The following is a 19,790-nucleotide window of genomic DNA, read 5'->3' as shown; positions in this document are numbered from 1 at the left end:
CCCCCACCCGCCGTGTCCCCAACGTGCTTCGGCGGGCGCCGGGGCTGCGATGGCGCTCACCCCAAGCGCACCGACGGTTGCAAGAACAAGGCCTGTCTTCCTCATGGGATCCTCCTCGATGATGATTGCCCAGCCGGTCAACGGGGCAGAGTGGCATTGGTTGCGAATGGCGGTGCCTGCAACGAACCCGGGCCTGCAACAGGCCTGGCTGGCGAGATGGGCGCAGTGGTGCTCCCGTTGACGGCGAAGCAAATGTTCAAAGCCGAACGGAACCTGTTCCGATCTTCCGCCGGTCGCAGCGGATGATGATCCGCGCGAGCTCGCTGAACATCGACGTGACGGCGAACCCACGCTTCATTTCAAAACGGGAAAGCGCGGCCATCGGTTCCTGAAGGATAATCGCGCGGCAGTTCCCTCGGTGCGAAATGTCGCGTCGCGCCGGCATCTAGGAACGGTGCGGGCGGCGACGCTGTTTTCTCACAGTTCACCGGTGAAAAGTGCGCACGGCTGTGCCGCGTCCTCGCCGGCTTTGTTGGAATGCGGCCGCGGTGCGGAGCGTGCCGCCGGCCATTGGCGCCGGCTTCGCAATCCGGGTGGCCGCCAAACTCCAGGAGGAATCGGTAATGCAGAGCAAGATCATGAAGCGCAGGTTTCTGCTGACGACGGCCGTGCTGTTGGCCGGCGTCAGTCTCGCATCGGCGCAGGGCATGCGCGAGGGCAGCGTGGGTGGCGGCGGAAACGTCGGCGCAGGCGGTGGCGGCGGTGAACACGGCCGATCCGCAGGCCCGTCGGCCGGCAGTTCCGGCGGCGCAATGCATGGCAGTCCCGGGGCGTCGCGAAGCGAAGGCATGACGGTCGGCCGCGGCCAAGGCGGCGCACGAGAGAGCCAAGGTGCACGAGAGAGCGGTCGGGCTGAAGGTCAGATGGGCCGCGGTGCGGCCGAGCGCAGCCAGACCACCGGCCAGGCCCGCGAGAGCGGCCGCGCCGAGCAGGGTCAGCGCAGCCAGAGCAAGCAGGAGCAGGCCGTCGGCCAGAGCCGAAACCAGCGCGAGCAGATGGGCCGATCTGAATCCCGCGAACGCGGCAGCGCCACGACGCGGCAAAGCCAGCAGCAGCAGGAGAATCGCGCCAACAGCGTGAACCGCAGCCAGGGCACCACGACCGGCCAGGGGACGGCTCAGGACAAGGCTCAAGGCAAGACTCAAGGCAAGGCGGACACGACGACCGGCCAGAGCACGACCACGGGCCAAGCAAAGGGCACGAATACGACCCCCGGCCAGGGCACAACGGCGGCCCCGAATACGCGAGCCGGCCAGACCACGGGTGCGGCCGCTCCGCAGTCCGGTACGACGCAAAACCGGATGAACTCCGGACAGACCACCGGTCAGGCCCAGGGGCAAACCGGGACAACCGCTCAGACCCAGGCGCAGTCGAACGCCACGGTCCAGACCGAGGCTGGGCGCACCGTGACCGCGCAGCAGCAGAGCACGATCCAGCGCTCGGTGCTGTCGGCGCGTAACGCCCCGCGCGTCAATGTCAGCACGATCAACTTCGCGGTCAATCCGGGCGTGGTGGTGCCGCGGAGGTTCAACGCGGTGTCGGTCGCAGCCTTTCCGGCGCTGATCGATGCGTTCCCGTATTATCGCGACGACAGCTTCTTCGTCGTCGAGGATGAAGTCGTGTTCCTCGATCGCGAGCGCCGCGTCGTCGACGTCGTCCCGGTCGGACCGCGGACGCGCTTCAGCCATCGCGGCGGCGGCGGTAGTGGCGGTAGCGTTGCGATGATGGACCTGAACCCGCAGCAGATCCGCGAGGTGCAGCAAGTGCTGATCGACCGCGGCCTGCTGGTCGGCGAGGCTGACGGCGTATTGGGATCGCGGACTCGCGAGGCGCTGATCACCTTCCAGCGTCGGGAGGGCATCACGACCAGCGGCAGCGTCGACACGCGCACGGTGACCGCACTCGGCCTGTCCGATCGGATCGGTCAGGACGCGGGCGCGTCGTCGACGGTCGGCCAGAGCCGCACCCAGCAGAACACGACTGGACAGACGACCGGTCAGACCAACGCGCCGCAGAACCAGTCGACCGACCAGACCGGCGCTCAGCAGCCTGCCCAGCAGAACACGACCGGGCAGACCACGGGTCAGGCGAACTCGCCGCAGAACCAGTCGACAACCGGCCAGAGCGGAAATCAGCCGTCCGCTCAGCAGCAGGCTCCGCAGCAGAATACGACGGGCCAGGCTGCACCGCAGAACCAGTCGACCGTCGGTCAGGGCAGCGGCAACCAGCCAAATGCCGGCCGGGATGCGCAGCCCAGCCAGCCCAACCAGAACAACAATCCGCCGTCGTCAGGCTCAGGCCAAAGCCCGCAGACGCCGGCGCAAAACTCCGATCGGAAATAGGATCCGAAATAGGGTCCTTGGACAGGAGCCCCGCTGCAGAGCGGGGCTTTTTTTTGCGATCTTGCGATCAGCCTTTCACGTCGGACTTCGGCACCAGGCCGAACCGGCCGTGCAGCCCGCGCCAGAGGCCGGCGCACAGAATGCTCAGAAGCTTGCGCATCGAACTCCCCTCGACATCAGCCATCGTGTGATCCTGCTGACGTCGGTGGCGAAAGGACAGAGCCAATTCTGAGCAGGTCTGCGCAATCTTTAAGCAAGGCGCCGTCGCTGCGGCGCAGTGCGTGCGAAAAAATCTCATGAGATTCAATTGCCGGTCGGCTGGCACGCCTCGTGCATCAATGGCGTCGAGTTGGCCGCTAGGGTTCCGATCTTGCCGAGCAAGATGCTGGTCCGAGAGCAGCCGCTTGCGGGGGAGACATCCCCGCAGGTGCACGGCGGGATAAAAGCCCGGGAGACCTCGTCAGCCAAGGGATTGGCGGAGCGATGGTCTTTTCGCCAGTCCCTTTTTGTGAAATTTCGCAAGAGGGATCGGCAATGAACAAATTCGTTTTCTTCCTTCGCTCTGTTGTCATTGGCTGCGCGGTCGTGCTGGCGGCTGCGCCTGCGGTCGACGCCGCGCCGAAGAAAAGCTTCAAGGTCGCCTGGTCGATCTATGTCGGATGGATGCCGTGGGGCTACGCGGCCGACACCGGCATCGTCAAGAAATGGGCCGACAAGTACGGCATCGCGATCGAGGTCAAGCAGTTCAACGACTACGTCGAATCGATCAACCAGTACACCGCCGGCGGCTATGACGCCGTCACCATCACCAACATGGACGCGCTTTCGATTCCGGCAGCCGGCGGCGTCGACACGACAGCGGTCGTGATGGGCGATTTCTCCAACGGCAATGATGCCGTGATCCTGAAGAACAAGGCCGATCTCGCCGCGATCAAGGGGCAGACGGTCAACCTGGTCGAGTTCTCGGTGTCGCATTATCTGCTGGCGCGCGCGCTCGAGACCAGCAAGCTGAGCGAGAAGGACGTCAAGGTCGTCAACACCTCCGACGCCGATATCGCCGCGGCCTACAAGACGTCTGACGTCAATGCGGTCGTGACCTGGAATCCGATCGTGACCGAAATCCTCGGCTCGCCCGACGCCAAGAAGGTGTTCGATTCCTCGCAGATCCCCGGCGAGATCATGGACCTGATGGTGGTGAACACCGCGGTCGCCAAGGACAATCCGGATTTCGCCAAGGCGCTGGTCGGCATCTGGTACGAGACACTGTCGAAAATGACGGCGGACGATGCCGCGGCGAAGGCCGCCAAGGAAGCGATGGCCAAGGCCTCCGGCACCGACCTTGCCGGCTTCGACAGCCAGCTCTCGACCACAAAACTGTTCGACAAGGCGACCGATGCCGAAGCCTTCACGCGCAGCCAGACGGTCGGCGCGACCATGGATCGCGTGCGCAAATTCCTGTTCGAGAAGGACCTGCTCGGCAAGGGTGCGAAGTCGGCCGACGCGGTCGGCATCGAGCTCGCCGACAAGTCGGTGCTCGGCGACAAGTCGAACGTCAAGCTGCGCTTCGACCCGACTTACATGGACGAAGCCGCCAAGGGCAAGCTGTGACCATGTAGTGCCGCATCAGGCAGGAGCCGACCATGCGACTTGTGAACATACGGCCGGGACGGCAGACGCGGTTCTATCTGCTCGCGCTGCCGTTCCTGTTGGTCGCAATCGCCTACTTCGCCGGCTCCAGCGCGCGGCTCGCGCAGAACCCGAACGACAAGCTGCTGCCGGCGCTGCCGAGCATGGTGCAGGCCGTCAAGCAGATGGCGTTCGAGGTCGATCCGCGCACCGGCGGTTATCTGATGGCCTCCGACACCGTCGCCAGCCTGGGGCGGCTGGGCTCGGCGCTGGCGATCTCGACGGTGGCGGCGCTGGTGCTCGGCATCGTGATCGGGCTGTTGCCGGGCGCCAACGCCCTGCTCGGGCCGTTCGTGTCGGTCACCTCGATGGTGCCGCCGCTGGCGCTGTTGCCGATCCTGTTCATCGTGATAGGGCTCGGGGAGAATTCCAAGATCGCGCTGATCGTGATCGGGACGCTGCCTTGCATGATCCGCGACCTCGCCATGAAGGTGCAGGAGCTGCCGCGCGAGCAGATCGTCAAGGCACAGACGCTCGGCGCCTCGACCTGGCAGATCGCGCTGCGCGTCGCGATGCCGCAAACCCTGCCGCGGCTGATCGACGTGTTGCGCCTGCAGCTCGGGCCGGCGTGGCTGTTCCTGATCGCGGCCGAGGCGATCGCATCCGATTCCGGGCTCGGCTACCGGATCTTCCTGGTCCGCCGTTATCTCGCGATGGACGTCATCATCCCCTACGTCGCCTGGATCACGCTGCTGGCGTTCCTGATCGATGTCGGCCTGCGCGTCACGCAGCGGAAACTGTTTCCGTGGTTTGCCTCGGTGAGGGCGGAATGAGCGCGATCCGTTTCGACGACGTGTGGAAGGAATATGGCGACCACATCGTGCTGGAGCGCATTACGATGGAGGTCGAGCCGCGCGCCTTCATCGCGCTGGTCGGTCCCTCCGGCTGCGGCAAGACCACGCTGCTCCGCATGCTGCTCGGCGAGGAGCAGCCGACCCGCGGGCAGATCCTGGTCGACGGCAAGCCGTTGCCCGGCGAGCCGGACGCCGACCGCGGCGTGGTGTTTCAGCGCTACTCGGTGTTTCCGCATCTCACAGTGCTGCAGAACGTCATGCTCGGCCGCGAACTGCGCGACGCCAAATTCACCGGCCGGCTGTTCGGCGCCGCGCGCCGCGCCGCCGCCGACGAGGCAATGAAGCTGCTCGCCGAGGTCGGGCTCGCCGGCCAGGAGAGCAAATATCCGTCGGCGCTGTCGGGCGGCATGCAGCAGCGGCTCGCGCTGGCACAGGCGATCATGCGCGGCCCGAAGATCCTGCTGCTCGACGAGCCGTTCGGTGCGCTCGATCCGGGTATTCGTGCCGACATTCACCTCCTGATGAAACGGCTCTGGAACGAGACCCATCTCACCGTCGTGATGGTGACGCATGACCTCAGCGAGGCCTTCGGGCTCGCGACGCGCGTGATCGCGCTGGAGCGACAACGCAACCGGCCCGAAGAGCGCGACCGCTACGGCGCCACGGTGTCGCGCGACCTCGAGATCTTTCCACGCCGCAGCGCGGAGCTGCGGTCGTCAGTTCAACCAGCTCCGACCGGGACGACCCGGTCAGGCAAGGAGCATCAGCCGGGACGGCCCGGCGCTCTCGTCTTGAAGGAGCAACCATGATCCTGTCAGAGGAACAGAAGGCCGAGATCGCCGCGCATACCCGGCGGTATAACGAGCTGAAGGCGGCGGGGCAGGAGCACGCGCCGCGGGCACTGCCGGCGCCGACTGCGCGCGCCGCCGCGCCGATCGATGCCGACACGGTCATTCACCGTGAGACGATCCCGTCCGGCTGGTACTGGACCACGCGGCTGAACCGCGGCGATACGCTGCGCATCGTCAATACGTCGGGGACGTCGACCGTCAGCCTGCTCGCCTGGAACAGCGCCGACATCACCGAGCGGCTCAACCACGCCGACACCATCAAGGTACAGTGGGCGGCGCGGCTGCAGAAGGGACGGGTGCTGCTGTCCGACATGGGGCGCGCGCTGCTCGGCATCACCGAGGACAGCAGCGCCGCGCATGATGCTGTGGTCGGCGGCTCGACCGCGGCGACCAACCTGGCCAAATACGGCGACGGCAATTTCCGTAACACGCGCGACAATTTCATTCTCGCCGCGGCCAAGCTTGGCCTTGATCGCCGCGACGTGCATCCCTGTGTCAGCTTCTTCGCACCGGTCGCGATCGACGCCGACGGCAAGTTTGTCTGGTCGGAGCAGCGGCGGCAGAAGGGCGATTTCGTCGATCTGCGCGCGGAGATGGGCCTTCTGATCGCGCTGTCGAACTGCCCGCATCCGCTCGATCCCGCGAAAGCCTATCCGCAGGCGGGAGTGGAGATCGTGCGCTACCGCGCGGCCGCGCCGGCGGCCGACGATCTGTGCCGGACCGCGACCGCGGAAGCGGTCCGCGCCTACGAGAACAACGCGCTGTATCTCGGCGAAACCCTGGAAGGAGCCGTGCGATGACCGCGCAATCTGTTCGCACCGGCGGCCGCATCGTTCTCGATGTCGAGATTCCCGCGCGCAAGCCGTGGTCGGCGATCATTCGCAAGGGGCAGACGCTGCGGATCACCGATAGCCATGGCCAGCAGGCGGTCGACACGCTGTTCTATTGCGCCGGTGATTTCGGCGAGCGCTACAGCGGCCAGGATACGCTGCGCGCGCAGGGCTCGGCCTATGTCGGGCTCGGCACCAGGATCATGTCCAACGAAGGCCGCGTGATGCTGCGCGTGACGGCAGACAGTTGCGGCCTGCACGACACCTCGGCGGGCGCCTGCTCCTGCGAGAGCAACACCGTGCGGTTCGGGCACCAGACCCGCTATCAGCACGCCTGCCGCGAGAATTTCGTGATCGAAGCCGCGAAGTACGGCATGTCGAAGCGCGACATCGTGCCGAATCTGAACTTCTTCATGAACGTGCCGATCGATCCCGCCGGCAATTTCACCGTGGTCGACGGCGTCTCCAGGCCCGGCGACGCGATCGAGCTGGTGGCCGAGATGGACGTGCTGTGCCTGATCTCGAACTGTCCGCAGATCAACAATCCCTGCAACGGATTCTTCCCGACGCCGGTGCAGGTGACGATCTTCGACGTCGCGATCGTCGAGCCGGAGGCGTGAGGCATGTTCAGCAAGATCCTGATTGCCAACCGCGGCGAGATCGCCGGGCGGATCGGCAGAACATTGCACCGCATGGGCATCGGCTCGGTCGCGGTCTATTCCGACGCCGACCGCTTCACCCGGCCGGTGCTCGACGCCGATGAGGCGGTGCGGATCGGTCCTGCGCCCGCCGCTGAGAGCTACCTCAATGTCGATGCGATCATGGCGGCGTGCCTTGCCACCGGTGCGCAGGCGGTGCATCCAGGTTACGGCTTCCTGTCGGAGAACCGACGTTTCGCTGAACGGCTCGCCGAGCACGGCATCAAATTCATCGGGCCGCGGCCGGAGCATCTCGACGCCTTCGGTCTCAAGCACCGCGCCCGTGAGATTGCCGAGCGCAGCGGCGTGCCATTGTTGCCGGGCTCCGGCCTGCTGGAGACCATCGACGAGGCGGTGCAGCAGGCCGAAACGATCGGCTTCCCGGTCATGCTGAAGAGCACGGCGGGCGGCGGCGGCATCGGCATGCAGCTGTGCCACGACATGGCGACGCTGCGCGAGCGCTTCGAATCGGTGCAGCGCACCGCACGAGCAAGCTTCGGCGACGCCCGGGTCTATCTCGAGCGGTTCGTCGCCCGGGCCCGCCATATCGAAGTGCAGATCTTCGGCAACGGCAAGGGCGGCGTGGTGGCGCTCGGCGAACGCGATTGCTCGCTGCAGCGGCGCAATCAGAAGGTCTTTGAGGAGACGCCTGCGCCGGGGCTGTCGGCCGACATCCGCCGGCGGCTGCATGCGGCCGCGGTGTCGCTCGGCAAGGCCGTGTCGTACGAGTCCGCCGGCACGGTGGAGTTCATCTACGACGTCGAGCGCGAGGATTTCTATTTCCTTGAGGTCAACACCCGCCTGCAGGTCGAGCATCCCGTCACCGAGCAGGTCACTGGCGTCGACCTCGTCGAATGGATGATCCGGCAGGCGGCCGGCGAGGACGTGCTCGGCCAGGCGGGCGCGCTCGCGCCAAAGGGAGCTGCGATCGAGGTGCGGCTCTATGCCGAGAATCCGGGCGCCGGCTTTCGCCCGAGCGCGGGCCGCCTGACGCAGGTCAGCTTTTCGGCGGATGCGCGGATCGACGGCTGGATCGAGACCGGCACCGAGGTGTCGCCGTTCTACGATCCGATGCTGGCCAAGATCATCGTCTCGGCCGAGACGCGCGAGGCCGCGATCGCGCGGCTTTCGCAGGCGCTGGACGATACGGTCGTAGCCGGCATCGAGACCAATTTGGACTATCTGCGCGCCATTGCAGCCTCCGACGTGTTCCGCGCCGGCCAGGTGGCAACCAGTGTGCTCGGCGCCTTCGCCTATCGCCCGCGCACCATCGACGTCGTCGCGCCCGGGGCGCAGAGTGGAGTGCAGGAATTGCCCGGCCGGCTGCATCTCTGGCATGTCGGCGTGCCGCCGAGCGGGCCGATGGACGAGCGATCGTTTCGCCTCGCCAATCGCGTGGTTGGAAATTCGGAAGTAACGACGGCGCTGGAGCTGACGGTCAACGGACCGACCTTGCGCTTCAACACCGACGCGATCGTCGCGCTCTCGGGCGCGCGGATGAAGGCGTCGCTCGACGGTGCCGATGTCGCGTATGACGAGCCGCTCGCCGTGCGCGCGGGCCAGACGCTCGCGATCGGCAGCATCAAGGGGCCGGGCCAGCGCAGCTATCTCGCCGTGCGCGGCGGCATCGACGTGCCCGAGATTCTCGGGTCGCGGGCGGTGTTTGCGCTCGGCGCCTTCGGCGGCCATGCGACGGGCTCGCTGAAGGCCGGCGACGTGCTGCATATCGGCGCCGAGCGGCGGGGCCTTGCCGCGCCGCGGCGCGCCACGGAGAACGAGCGGCCACAGCTCACATCGGCCTGGCAGATCGGCGTCGTCTATGGCCCGCACGGCGCGCCGGACTTCTTCCTCGACGAGGATATCGAGACGCTGTTCGCGTCGAGCTATGAGGTGCACTTCAACAGCGCCCGCACCGGCGTGCGGCTGATCGGGCCGAAGCCGCGCTGGGCCCGCGCCGATGGCGGCGAAGCCGGGCTGCACCCGTCGAACATCCATGACAACGCCTACGCGGTCGGCTCGATCGACTTCACCGGCGACATGCCGATCATCCTCGGGCCCGACGGACCGAGCCTCGGCGGCTTCGTCTGTCCGGCCGTCGTCGCGCGCGACGAGCTCTGGAAGGTCGGCCAGCTCCGGCCCGGCGACACCGTCCGCTTCGTGCCGGTCAAACGCGACGATCCGGTTGCCGGCCCCACGGTGCTGCGCGCTCCCGAACTTGGATCGGCGATCGTCGGTCGCAATGATGACGGCCCGATCGCAGTGGTCTATCGCCGCGCCGGCGACGACAATCTGCTGGTCGAATATGGCCCGATGGAGCTCGACATCGCGCTGCGGCTGCGCGTCCATGTGCTGGCGCAGGCGCTGGAAGAGGCGAAGCTCGCCGGCCTGATCGATCTCACGCCCGGCATCCGCTCGCTGCAGATCCATTATGACGGCAGCGCGTTGTCGCGCGGAAAATTGCTCGACGTGCTCAAGCGGATCGAGCGCGAATTGCCGCCGGTCGACGCGATGCGGGTGCCGAGCCGCACCGTGCATCTGCCGCTGTCGTGGCGTGATCCCGAGGCCGAGCTAGCGATGCGGAAGTATCAGGAGCTGGTGCGCGCCGATGCGCCGTGGTGTCCGTCGAATGTCGAGTTCATCCGGCGCATCAATGGCCTCGCCGGCGAGGACGATGTCCGCCGCATCGTGTTCGACGCCGACTATTTCGTGCTCGGCCTCGGCGACGTCTATCTCGGCGCGCCGGTGGCAACCCCGCTCGACCCGCGGCATCGGCTGGTGACCACGAAATACAACCCGGCGCGGACCTGGACGCCGGAGAACGCGGTCGGGATCGGCGGCGCCTATATGTGCATCTACGGCATGGAGGGGCCGGGCGGCTACCAGTTGTTCGGCCGCACCATCCAGGTCTGGAACACCTGGCGCACCACGCGGGTGTTTGCATCAGGCCATCCCTGGCTGCTGCGGTTCTTCGACAAGATCCGCTTCTTCCCGGTCGACGCCGATGAACTGCTCGACGCCCGCGCCGCGTTCCCGCACGGTCAATACGACATCAGGATCGAAGAGGGCGAATTCTCCTACGCCGACTACGCGAAGTCGCTGGCCGAAGCACGGCCGTCGATTGCGGCGTTCAAGACGACGCAGCAGGCCGCGTTCGACGCCGAGCGGCAGCGCTGGCGCGAGATGAAGCTCGACGAGGCGCCGGCAGAGCCCGTCGACGCGAGCGTCGCCGCGACCGGTATTCCCGATGGTCAGCTAGGGGCCTTCTCGGAAGTGCCCGGCAACATCTGGAAGATCCTGGTCGAGGAGGGCGCCGAGGTCGCAGCCGGCGACACTCTCGCGATCATCGAGTCCATGAAGATGGAGATTTCGGTGCTCTCGCCCGCGGCAGGCCGCATCGCGTCGGTGCCGGTGAAGCCCGGCCAGACGCTGCGCGCGGGGGATGTCGTGGCGTTGCTCCGGCCGCGCTAGTCCTTGGGATCGGCCGGTGGGACGGGCGGAGCGGGCGTCTCGCCCTCGTTCTCCGGGCGCTGCCGGCTTTGATGATCGGTTGACGCGTTTTGCTTTAACATTCGATCGATCTTCATCCTTACACGGCGTGCCGCCAGCAATCCCAGGACCGCCTGAACCGTTCCCGAGAAGTTGCGATCGCCGATGGAAAACGAGTAACGCCAGGTGCCCGCAGCCTCGCCTTCAATGATCAGGTAATGAATTGAACGATGAATGCCGCTATGCTGGGCAGGTGTTTCTCCGACCACGACCTAGCTCATATGGCTGTTCGCTTCGGCGCCAATCGCCTGTCCCAGCGAATTTGCATGCTTGACCAAGCCCATGACGAGTTCGCCCCCGCGCGGGCCCATTGGAAGCCGACTGCCGTCGTTTCGAGGCAGAAATGGAGTGGCCGCGAAGCAATCGGCTAGATGATTTGCGTCCGTTGCGTCTTGTGATCCTGGGTCTTTAAATTGCGAGATGGTGTCAGACCGGATGCCTCGAACCCATGAGCTCGTTTGACATAGGTCAAAATACGATTCCGGAAGCTCCCGACGCTGAGCCACGAACACAGTTCGGTGCCGAATGAAAACCGCCACACGCCTTGCAAGCGCCTTGCCGTCGATACCGAGCTCTGCCGGGGGGATCGCGCGTCTCACATGTGCCCGGCTGCGGGATGCGCAGGTTGATCCGGCTCCGATCGTGTCAGCTGCAGGCCTGGCAATCGACGACGTCGAGGACCGCAAGCGTCGGATCGATGCGCGAGCGCAGGTCAGGCTGCTCGAACTCGCCGCAAGGGAATTGCAGGACGACTGTTTCGGGCTCCATCTGGCTCAAGGCTTCGAGCTGGGCGAGATCGGGCTTCTGTACTACGTCATGGCTTCATCGGAGCATCTCGTTGACGCCTTGCGAATCGGCGGACGCTACTGCGCGATCAACAACGAGGGTGTGCGGTTGCGGAGCTCTCTGGATCGCGGCTTCGCCATCGGGTTCGAATATGTCAACATCGATCGGTCGTCGGATCGTCACCATGCGGAATTTTGGCTGGTTACGCTGATCCGTATTTGCCGCGCACTGACTGACGGCAGGCTGGTCCCGAAGCAAATCAAGCTGAGGCACGCCAGACGAGAAACGCCGTTGGATGTGCGATCTCTTCTCGGATGCGAGATCGAATTTGCAGCGGACCGGGACGAGCTCTTGTTTCCGTCCCGGATCGGCGCATTGCCTGTCGTGGGTGCGGATTTGCATCTCAACAGGATGTTGCTTCAATATGCCGACGAAGCGCTTCGTAACCGGGCATCGAGACGAAGCAGCGTGCGGTCTCGCGTCGAAGGACACATCGCCCAGTTGCTTCCGCACGGCAAAGCAAATGCCGAGGCGGTCGCGCGTCGTCTTGGCATGAGCCGGAGGACTCTCGCTCGAGCATTGTCGTCGGAGGGGGTGGGCTTTTCAGATGTTCTCGAGGCGTTTCGAACCGCACTTGCCCGCCATTACCTCGAAGATGAGGAACTGCCGATTTCCAAAATCGCATGGCTGTTGGGCTACAGCGAGGTCTCTTCCTTCACACATGCGTTCGTCCGTTGGACCGGCCTGACGCCGAGGGCCTATCGCAGTTCGAATCGCGATCGGTGATCGGCTGACACGAGCTCTCAAGTAGCTGGCACAGACTAGCAAGACCTGGCGGGGCGTCCTCCGCTAGGGCAGTTCCATGCGGTCGAACCTCCTTTCCCAGCTGGCGTGTCGCTGTCGCCGCGCTTCGGCCGAGGCCTTCGGCCCGATGACCAGAGACGACTGGCTATTCCTGGCTTCGATAATTTGTTTCCACAGTCTCTTGGTCGCGCTGGTCTGGATCGTGTTCGCGAACTGACTGATGGCGCTGCCAGGCCGACGTTCGATTGCTTTGTCGATCCGCCGCTGCCCGCCTCACACCTCGAGCCATTCCTCGCGAACGGCCGCATTGCTCTTGAGCTGGTCGGGGGTGCCTTCGAACACGACGCGGCCGTGGCCCATGATGTAGACCCGGTTCGAGATCTTCATCGCGATCGACAGCTTCTGCTCGACCAGGAGGATGGCGACGCCGGCCTTGGCGATCCGCGCGATCAGCTCGCCGACCTGCTGCACGATCAGCGACGCCAGGCCTTCGGTCGGCCTGTCGCCCTTCATGTCCCGCAGAATGCCGCGCAGGCCAGAAGTGCTCCGGTCAGAATATTCGAGAGGAACAACCGGAAACTCACCTCGGGCCGGGCAAGGTCCAACTGCCAGGTCTGCCAGGCAAGATGCGCGGCGATGACCAGCATTCCAAGGGCGTAAGGCATCGACATGCCCAGCAACCAGCCCCCGATCGACCAGGCCAGGACGGTCAGGCCGTAGAACAGGCCGATGCAGGCCTTGCCGTGCCGGCCGAATAGAATTGCCGTGGATTTCAGACCAAGGCGGGTATCGTCCTTCACGTCGACATAGGCATAGACGGTATCGTAACCGATCTGCCACGTGATGGCCCCGATCCACATCAGCACGGCTCCTGCCGGGATGTGTCCTGCGATCTCGGCCCACGCCATCAGCATTCCCCAATTGAACGCCGCACCCAGCACGGCCTGCGGCCAATGGGTGACGCGCTTGCAAAACGGATAGATGAACACGAGCGGCATAACGCAAATCGCGACCAGGCGCGCGTCGGGGGTCAGAAAGAACAGGAGGCACGCCGCAAGCGCAAGCTGAACGGCCAGAAAGACAAAGGCGGGTCGTGTGCCGATTTGACCGCTTGCCAGGGGGCGAAGGCGCGTCCGCTCGACGTGGCCGTCAAACTTGCGATCGGCAATGTCGTTGACGGTGGCACCGGCGCTTCGCATCAGCAAGGCGCCAAGCGAGAAGATCGCGAGCTGGCGTAGATCGGGGAAACCGTGCGACGCCTGGATCAACGCGGCCCAGCAGGGAAACAGCGTCAGCCATATTCCGACGGGGCGATCCAGCCTTGCCAGTCGTGTGAATGGCCGCCACGCGGACGGCAATCGGCGATCTACCCAGTCGCCCGGATGAATATCGCTCAGGTCGGGCCGGTTCACGGCAGCCATTGTCTCATCCGGGTCAGAGGCACGTCACAACCTCCCAGCCGTCAGCGCGTTTGCCATCAGCTTGCGGACGCCATACTTGTGGAACGGAACGACGAAGAAAAGATACACCTTGCCGGACCAATGATGGACCGTGCAGATGGTTGAGACGATCACGCTGGCTCCGTCGCCGTCGGGCACCTTGAGGACCGACAGTCTGAAATCCAGGTGCTTGTTGTTGCGGCCAGCGACGATCTCGTTCTCGCCCAGCGCGAAGATCGGCCAGACGCCGATCGTGTCGCCGACGGCGTAGCGGTCCTTCATCTCGACATGGAAGATTTCGGACGCGGTCGGTGTATCCAGGCCTGCAAGGGAGGCGACCTTGTTGCGCGCGATCAGGAGCAGCTTCATCCACAATGGATGATGGGCAAAAATGCCGAAGAAGATATCGATGATGCCAAGCTCGATGCGGCTGAGCGGCGTCCGGTACGAGTCACGGAAATAGGCCTGCTCGACAGCCTCGCGGCTGAGCAAGCCGCCGGATGGTACATCGCATTCAACAACGTTCATGCGAACTCCGAATCCAATCGTCGTTGCGCCGGCGCCGGCCGTCCGCCCAATGCCGTGCTTGCGGTGCAGGTCCGGCAACAGTCATTTAGCGCTCGATGGTGCCGGTCCGTCGAATCTTTTTCTGCAACAGCATCACGCCGTAGAGCAGCGCTTCCGCCGTCGGCGGGCAGCCGGGTACGTAGATATCGACGGGCACGATGCGGTCGCAGCCGCGCACCGCCGAGTATGAATAATGATAATAGCCGCCACCGTTGGCGCACGATCCCATCGAGATCACATAGCGCGGCTCCGGCATCTGATCGTAGATCTTGCGCAGCGCGGGCGCCATCTTGTTGGTTAGCGTGCCGGCGACGATCATCAGGTCGCTCTGCCGGGGCGACGCCCGCGGGAAGCACCCGAACCGCTCCAGGTCGTAGCGCGGCATCATGACCTGCATCATCTCGACCGCACAGCAGGCAAGTCCGAACGTCACCCAATAGACCGACCCCGTGCGGGCCCAGGTGATCATGTCGTCGACGGAGGTGACGAAAAATCCCTTGTCCGCAAGCTCATTGTTGATTTCAAGCAAGGACGTATCATTGCCGGCCAATTCCATCTGAGCCTGCTCTCCATGGAGGCGGGTCGTTCGACAATTCCCGATTGCTTTCAACGTGCCAGACGTCGACTGTTCCTGTATTGAACGGTTCGGACACGCTCGAACGATGCCAGGCATCCCCGGAAGCGCTGCAGTGACTGCGACGACCAGCTCTCAGATCGTGTGGCCGGGTCCGTCGATTGCGGGTTGCCTCTTCTGTACGATCATTCGGGATACGCGGGGCGCCGCGCTCGATCAGGCCCAACGGTTCAATTTCTTCCCGGCGGCGCCGCTCTGCTCCTTGACGTGGGTGCTCGCCGGTGACTGGCATCGGATCGATCAGCCGCACCAGATGGAGTGTCCCTGGACCGGAGCAGTGATGCCCACACTTGCTTTCTCCGGGACGCAGCTCGGGCCGGTCGTCACCTGGAACCCTGGCGAGACCTTTGCAATTACGATCGCATTCTATCCTGACGCGTTTTCTGCGATGACCGGGCTCGACTTGAGTACATTCACCGGGCGCACGGTGCCAGCGGAGCAGGTGCTGCCACCACCGATGCTGGCGCTTTGCCGTGACTTCCTCGGTGCCGTTCAGCGCGATGGAGCCGAAACAGCGCTCGCGGTTCTCAAGGACAAGATCGCGGTCATGTGGGCAAGCGCGCGCCCCGCCGGAGCCGGGCCGATGCGATGGACCAAGGACTGGAGCAGAAGCCTCGTGGTCAGGGCCGCGCTGACCGACCTTGGGCGCAGTGCGCGGCAAATCGCACGGCGGATTAAGTCATGGACCGGCGCCAGTCAGAGGGACCTCCAGGGCCTCGGCCATACCGAGCAGCTCTATGCCAAATTGCACGAGGCAATCCAGGACGGCGAGGTGGACTGGGCCGGCCTCGCAGCCGCGTCCGGATTTGCCGATCAGGCGCACATGATCCGACAAATGCGCCGCCACACCGGCTTCACACCGGAGCAATTGCGCAGGAGTGCAGGAAACGACGAAGCCTTCTGGGCCTACCGGCTGCTCGGGCAGTATTTCGACGAGCCGAAAGGTCAGTAGGCCGATGCAGTGCTCTGGTCGAGAAAGCGGCCTCTGGCGCGGCCGGTGCCCGCCTACACCTCGAGCCATTCCTCGCGAACGGCGGCATTCGTCTTGAGCTGGTCGGGGGTGCCTTCGAACACGACGCGGCCGTGGCCCATGATGTAGACCCGGTTCGAGATCTTCATCGCGATCGACAGCTTCTGCTCGACCAGGAGGATGGCGACGCCGGCCTTGGCGATCCGCGCGATCAGCTCGCCGACCTGCTGCACGATCAGCGGCGCGAGGCCTTCGGTCGGCTCGTCGATCATCATCAGTTCGGGGTCGCCGAGCAGCGTGCGGCAGGTGGTCAGCATCTGCTTCTCGCCGCCCGACAGCACGCCCGCCGGCGTGTCGGCGCGCGCGGCGAGATTGGGAAACATGTCGAGCATCTCCTGCAGCCGCCACTTGCCGGGGCGGCGCGGGTCCTTGATGCCGAGGATCAGGTTCTGGCGCACCGTCAGTCCGGGGAAGATGTCGCGATGCTCCGGCACATAACCGAGTCCGAGGCGGGCGATCTTGTGGCTCGGCAGGCCCGCGATGTCCCGGCCCTTGAAGCGGATGGTGCCCTGCGGCGGCACCTCTCCCATGATCGCCTTGACCGTGGTGGAGCGGCCGACGCCGTTGCGGCCGAGCAGGCTCACGACCTCGCCGGCCGCGATGTCGAGATCGACGCCTTGCAGGATGTGGCTCTTGCCGTAATAGGCGTGAAGATTCCTGACCTCGAGCATCAGTCGACCTCCTCGCCGAGATAGGCTTCCTTGACCTTCGGGTTGCCGCGGATCTCCTCCGGCGTGCCGGAGGCGATGATGTGGCCGTAGACCAAGACCGAGATGCGGTCGGCGAGGCCGAACACCACGCTCATGTCGTGCTCGACGATGACGAGCGTGCGTCCTTCGGTGAGGCGGCGGATCAGTGCGACGGCGCGCTCGGTCTCGGCGTGGCTCATGCCCGCGGTCGGCTCGTCCAGCATGATGACGCTGGCGCCGCCCGCGATCGTGATGCCGATCTCGAGTTCGCGCTGCTCGGCATAGGTCAAGAGTCCCGCCGGCACGTCGCGGCGGTGGCTGAGATGGATGTCGTCGAGGATCTGCGCGGTGCGCTGCTTCACCTCGGGCAAATTGTCGACGTTCTTCCAGAACGCGTAGCGGTGGCCGGTCGCCCACAGCACGGCGCAGCGGACGTTCTCCCACACCGTCATGCGGGCGAACACGTTGGTGACCTGGAATGAGCGCGACAGCCCGCGCCGGTTGATCTCGAACGGCCGCAAGCCCGAGGTCACCTCGCCGTTGAGGCGGATCTCGCCCGAGGTCGGCTTGATGTGGCCGCTGATCAGGTTGAACGTCGTCGACTTGCCGGCGCCGTTGGGGCCGATGATGGCGTGGCGCTCGCCCTTGGCGACGCTCAGGTTGAGATCGCGGATGATGGCGACATTGCCGAAGCTCTTCTCGACGGCGTTGACTTGGATGGCTGCGGTCATGCGAGATACCCCCGGTCACGGGCCACCGTCGCGGCGCGGTCCCAGGCTTCCGCGACGCGCCGCCAGGTGATGCGCGCGACCAGGAAGCCGCCGACGAGCAGGACCGCCGCGGCCACCCAGGTCGTCGGCGCCGTGGCAACGAAGGGAATGCCGAGCAGGTTGATCGCGTCGCCGCCCGAGAAGCGCGCGACGGTCTCGATGGTCAGGATGATGCCGAGCGCCAGCGCCAGCGTCGGGATCGCCGCGACCAGATAGGACGGGATCACGGAACGAAGCGTTCCGGCGCGGATCAGCGGACGGTGCTTCATCAGGATGCCGGCGATGCCGCCGGGCGCGAACATCACGATGCCGATGAAGATGATGCCGAAATAGAGCTGCCAGACCGAGGTGACGCTGGTCAACCCGAGCTGCAGATAGGTGACCAGGATGGCGCCGAGGATCGGACCGAAGAAATAGGCGGTGCCGCCGATGAACGCGGAGAACAGCACGAGGCCCGATTGCGTCGCGCCGAGATAGGCCGAGTTGGCGATCTCGAAATTGATCGCGGTCAGCCCGCCGGCGATGCCGGCAAAGAAGCCGGCGAACATGTAGGCGAGATAGCGCACCACATGCGGATCGTAGCCGATGAACTCGACGCGCTCCGGATTGTCGCGCACCGCGTTGCAGATCCGCCCGAGCGGCGTGCGGGTCAGCGCATACATCGCGATCGCCGAGACCATCACCCAGAACGCGATCAGGTAGTAGACCTGGATCTGCGGCCCGAAGGTCCAGCCGAACATCGGCATCAGCGAGGTGCGGTCGGTGGTGATGCCGGACTCGCCGCCGAACACGCTGCGCAGGATCAGCGACGACGAGGCGACCAGTTCGCCGATGCCGAGCGAGATCATCGCGAACACGGTGCCAGCGCGCTTGGTCATCACCCAGCCGACGAGGAGGGCGAACGCCATGCCGCCGATGCCGCCGACCAGCGGGATCACCGGCAGCGGGATCGGCCAGTTGTGGCTCGCGACCGCGTTCATGACATGCACGGCGAGGAAACCGCCGAGGCCGTACTGCACCGCGTGTCCGAACGACAGCAGCCCGGTCTGGCCGAGCAGGATGTTGTAGGACAGCGCAAAGATGATCGCGATGCCGATCAGGCAGAACGAGGTCAGCGAGCCGCCGGCGCCGAACACCAGCGGCAGCACGACCAGCGCGATGGCTGCGAGCAGCCAGACGGCATAGAAGCTCAGGGCGTTGCCGGGCTCCTGCTTGGCCGCGGCGATGGAGGGCGTGGAAGCGTTGGTCATGACTCGCGCGTCCCCAGCAGGCCCATGGGGCGGAAGATCAGGACCAGCACCAGCAGCACATACGGCAGGATCGGCGCGATCTGCGCGATCGTCACGTTCCAGATGTCGGTGAGCGGCGAGGGGCCGAGGCTCGGATCGAGCGGGCCGAACACGCTGGCGAGCGACCCGTTCAGCGCGACCGCAAAGGTCTGGATCAAGCCGATCAGGAGCGAAGCGATGAAGGCGCCGGGCAGCGAACCGAGGCCGCCGAACACGATGACGACGAACAGGATCGGGCCGAGCAGCGCGGCCATGTCGGACTGCGTCACCAGCGAGGGACCGGCAATGACGCCGGCGAGACCCGCAAGCGCGCTGCCGACGCCGAACACCAGCATGAACACGCGCCCGACATTGTGGCCGAGATGGCCGACCATGCTCGGATGGGTCAGCGCGGCCTGCACGATCAGGCCGACGCGCGTCCTCTTCAAGGTGACCAGCAGCGCGATGAAGATCACGACCGACACGACAAGCATGAAGATCTTGTAGGCCGGGTAGTTGGTCGAGAACACGGTGAAGGCGGGGAAGTCGAGCGCCGCCGGAACGCGGTAGTCGACCGGGCTCTTGCCCCAGATCATCGAGACGATCTCTTCGATCGCGAACGCAAGCCCGAAGGTCAGCAGCAGTTCGGCGACATGGCCGTGCTTGTGGGTGTTGCGCAGGCCGTAGCGCTCGACCGCCATGCCGACCGCGCCGACCAGCAGCGGCGCCAGCACCAGGGCCGGCCAGAATCCGATCCAGCGGGTGAGCTGAAAGCCGAAGAACGCGCCGAGCATGTAGAAGCTGGCATGCGCGAAGTTCAGCACGCCCATCATGCTGAAGATGACGGTGAGCCCGCTGGACAACAGGAACAGCAGCATGCCGAACAGGACGCCGTTGAGCGTCGAGATGACGATCAGCTCAGCCACGGCGCACTCGCTTGAGACTGGAACGGTTCACGTGATCAAAGACCTGTCGAACGAAAGGAACTTACCCGTC

At 65.2% G+C, this 19,790-nt stretch carries 18 protein-coding genes, 1 pseudogene and 1 riboswitch; of the genes and pseudogenes, 9 read left to right on the top strand and 10 right to left on the bottom strand.

Translation table 11 applies throughout. The features are described from left to right. Positions 1 to 256: 256 nt before the first annotated feature. Positions 257 to 382, bottom strand: a complete 126-nt coding sequence (locus tag AC1VNY_RS37090; protein WP_276325852.1) for a hypothetical protein — start codon at positions 380 to 382, stop codon at positions 257 to 259. Between the two features lie 241 nt (positions 383 to 623). Between AC1VNY_RS37090 and AC1VNY_RS37085 the strand changes: the two genes are divergently transcribed. The 7 genes from AC1VNY_RS37085 (at position 624) to uca (ending at position 10,729) form a co-directional block, all read left to right on the top strand. Further along, positions 624 to 2,402 (top strand): peptidoglycan-binding domain-containing protein, encoded by a 1,779-nt coding sequence (locus AC1VNY_RS37085; RefSeq protein ID WP_482408878.1) that lies wholly within the window; start codon positions 624 to 626, stop codon positions 2,400 to 2,402. Between the two features lie 345 nt (positions 2,403 to 2,747). Further along, positions 2,748 to 2,858: riboswitch (guanidine-I (ykkC/yxkD leader) on the top strand. A 78-nt stretch (positions 2,859 to 2,936) separates the two neighbouring features. Beyond that, positions 2,937 to 4,010 carry a putative urea ABC transporter substrate-binding protein gene (locus AC1VNY_RS37080; protein WP_482408877.1) on the top strand — a complete coding sequence of 358 codons (1,074 nt, stop codon included), beginning with the start codon at positions 2,937 to 2,939 and terminating at the stop codon, positions 4,008 to 4,010. Positions 4,011 to 4,042: 32 nt separating this feature from the next. Further along, positions 4,043 to 4,861 (top strand): ABC transporter permease, encoded by an 819-nt coding sequence (locus AC1VNY_RS37075; RefSeq protein WP_482408876.1) that lies wholly within the window; start codon positions 4,043 to 4,045, stop codon positions 4,859 to 4,861. Then, complete coding sequence (locus tag AC1VNY_RS37070; RefSeq protein WP_411784274.1) at positions 4,858 to 5,691, top strand: ABC transporter ATP-binding protein; 834 nt, start codon at positions 4,858 to 4,860, stop codon at positions 5,689 to 5,691. Before AC1VNY_RS37075 ends, AC1VNY_RS37070 begins: the two co-directional genes overlap by 4 nt. Continuing rightward, the gene (locus tag AC1VNY_RS37065; protein WP_482408875.1) at positions 5,688 to 6,533 is read left to right on the top strand and encodes an urea amidolyase associated protein UAAP1; all 846 of its coding nucleotides are present in this window, start codon (positions 5,688 to 5,690) and stop codon (positions 6,531 to 6,533) included. The genes AC1VNY_RS37070 and AC1VNY_RS37065 overlap by 4 nt, the downstream gene beginning before the upstream one ends. Then, complete coding sequence (locus AC1VNY_RS37060) at positions 6,530 to 7,183, top strand: urea amidolyase associated protein UAAP2 (protein WP_482408874.1); 654 nt, start codon at positions 6,530 to 6,532, stop codon at positions 7,181 to 7,183. The genes AC1VNY_RS37065 and AC1VNY_RS37060 overlap by 4 nt, the downstream gene beginning before the upstream one ends. A gap of 3 nt (positions 7,184 to 7,186) precedes the next feature. Continuing rightward, entirely contained in the window at positions 7,187 to 10,729 is a 3,543-nt protein-coding gene (gene uca / locus AC1VNY_RS37055) for an urea carboxylase (RefSeq protein WP_482408873.1), read from the top strand. Here uca and AC1VNY_RS37050 read toward each other — a convergent pair. Then, positions 10,726 to 11,016, bottom strand: a complete 291-nt coding sequence (locus tag AC1VNY_RS37050; protein ID WP_482408872.1) for a hypothetical protein — start codon at positions 11,014 to 11,016, stop codon at positions 10,726 to 10,728. The genes uca and AC1VNY_RS37050 overlap by 4 nt on opposite strands. Before the next feature lie 316 nt (positions 11,017 to 11,332). Between AC1VNY_RS37050 and AC1VNY_RS37045 the strand changes: the two genes are divergently transcribed. After that, on the top strand, positions 11,333 to 12,379 hold the full coding sequence (locus tag AC1VNY_RS37045) for an AraC family transcriptional regulator (protein WP_482408871.1): 1,047 nt from the start codon (positions 11,333 to 11,335) through the stop codon (positions 12,377 to 12,379). Positions 12,380 to 12,670: 291 nt separating this feature from the next. Here AC1VNY_RS37045 and AC1VNY_RS37040 read toward each other — a convergent pair. The 4 genes and pseudogenes from AC1VNY_RS37040 to AC1VNY_RS37025 all read right to left on the bottom strand — a co-directional run. Beyond that, positions 12,671 to 12,901, bottom strand: a pseudogene (locus AC1VNY_RS37040) (ABC transporter ATP-binding protein); the annotation flags it as partial. Positions 12,902 to 12,906: 5 nt separating this feature from the next. Next, a complete protein-coding gene (gene ubiA, locus AC1VNY_RS37035; protein ID WP_482408870.1) occupies positions 12,907 to 13,818 on the bottom strand; it encodes a 4-hydroxybenzoate octaprenyltransferase in 912 nt (303 codons plus the stop codon). A gap of 24 nt (positions 13,819 to 13,842) precedes the next feature. After that, positions 13,843 to 14,364, bottom strand: a complete 522-nt coding sequence (locus AC1VNY_RS37030) for a DUF2867 domain-containing protein (RefSeq protein ID WP_482408869.1) — start codon at positions 14,362 to 14,364, stop codon at positions 13,843 to 13,845. 85 nt (positions 14,365 to 14,449) lie between these two features. Next, positions 14,450 to 14,959, bottom strand: coding sequence for a NuoB/complex I 20 kDa subunit family protein (locus AC1VNY_RS37025; protein WP_411784282.1), 510 nt, complete (start codon positions 14,957 to 14,959; stop codon positions 14,450 to 14,452). Positions 14,960 to 15,092: 133 nt separating this feature from the next. On the opposite strand from AC1VNY_RS37025, the gene AC1VNY_RS37020 reads away from it, so the two are divergent. Beyond that, complete coding sequence (locus tag AC1VNY_RS37020) at positions 15,093 to 15,989, top strand: helix-turn-helix domain-containing protein (protein WP_482408868.1); 897 nt, start codon at positions 15,093 to 15,095, stop codon at positions 15,987 to 15,989. Between the two features lie 53 nt (positions 15,990 to 16,042). Here AC1VNY_RS37020 and AC1VNY_RS37015 read toward each other — a convergent pair whose 3' ends face one another. Genes AC1VNY_RS37015 through AC1VNY_RS37000 form a run of 4 tightly spaced genes read right to left on the bottom strand, consistent with a single transcriptional unit; the run spans position 16,043 to position 19,720 of the window. Next, a complete protein-coding gene (locus tag AC1VNY_RS37015; RefSeq protein ID WP_482408867.1) occupies positions 16,043 to 16,738 on the bottom strand; it encodes an ABC transporter ATP-binding protein in 696 nt (231 codons plus the stop codon). Then, a complete protein-coding gene (locus AC1VNY_RS37010; RefSeq protein ID WP_028332917.1) occupies positions 16,738 to 17,487 on the bottom strand; it encodes an ABC transporter ATP-binding protein in 750 nt (249 codons plus the stop codon). Before AC1VNY_RS37010 ends, AC1VNY_RS37015 begins: the two co-directional genes overlap by 1 nt. Beyond that, positions 17,484 to 18,776 carry a branched-chain amino acid ABC transporter permease gene (locus AC1VNY_RS37005; RefSeq protein WP_482408866.1) on the bottom strand — a complete coding sequence of 431 codons (1,293 nt, stop codon included), beginning with the start codon at positions 18,774 to 18,776 and terminating at the stop codon, positions 17,484 to 17,486. The genes AC1VNY_RS37010 and AC1VNY_RS37005 overlap by 4 nt, the downstream gene beginning before the upstream one ends. Next, on the bottom strand, positions 18,773 to 19,720 hold the full coding sequence (locus AC1VNY_RS37000) for a branched-chain amino acid ABC transporter permease (protein WP_028341315.1): 948 nt from the start codon (positions 19,718 to 19,720) through the stop codon (positions 18,773 to 18,775). Before AC1VNY_RS37000 ends, AC1VNY_RS37005 begins: the two co-directional genes overlap by 4 nt. Positions 19,721 to 19,790: the final 70 nt, after the last annotated feature.

Source organism: Bradyrhizobium ferriligni (assembly GCF_056837965.1).
The sequence above is the reverse complement of the archived record's forward strand: the minus strand, read 5'-3'. Positions and strand labels throughout refer to the sequence as shown.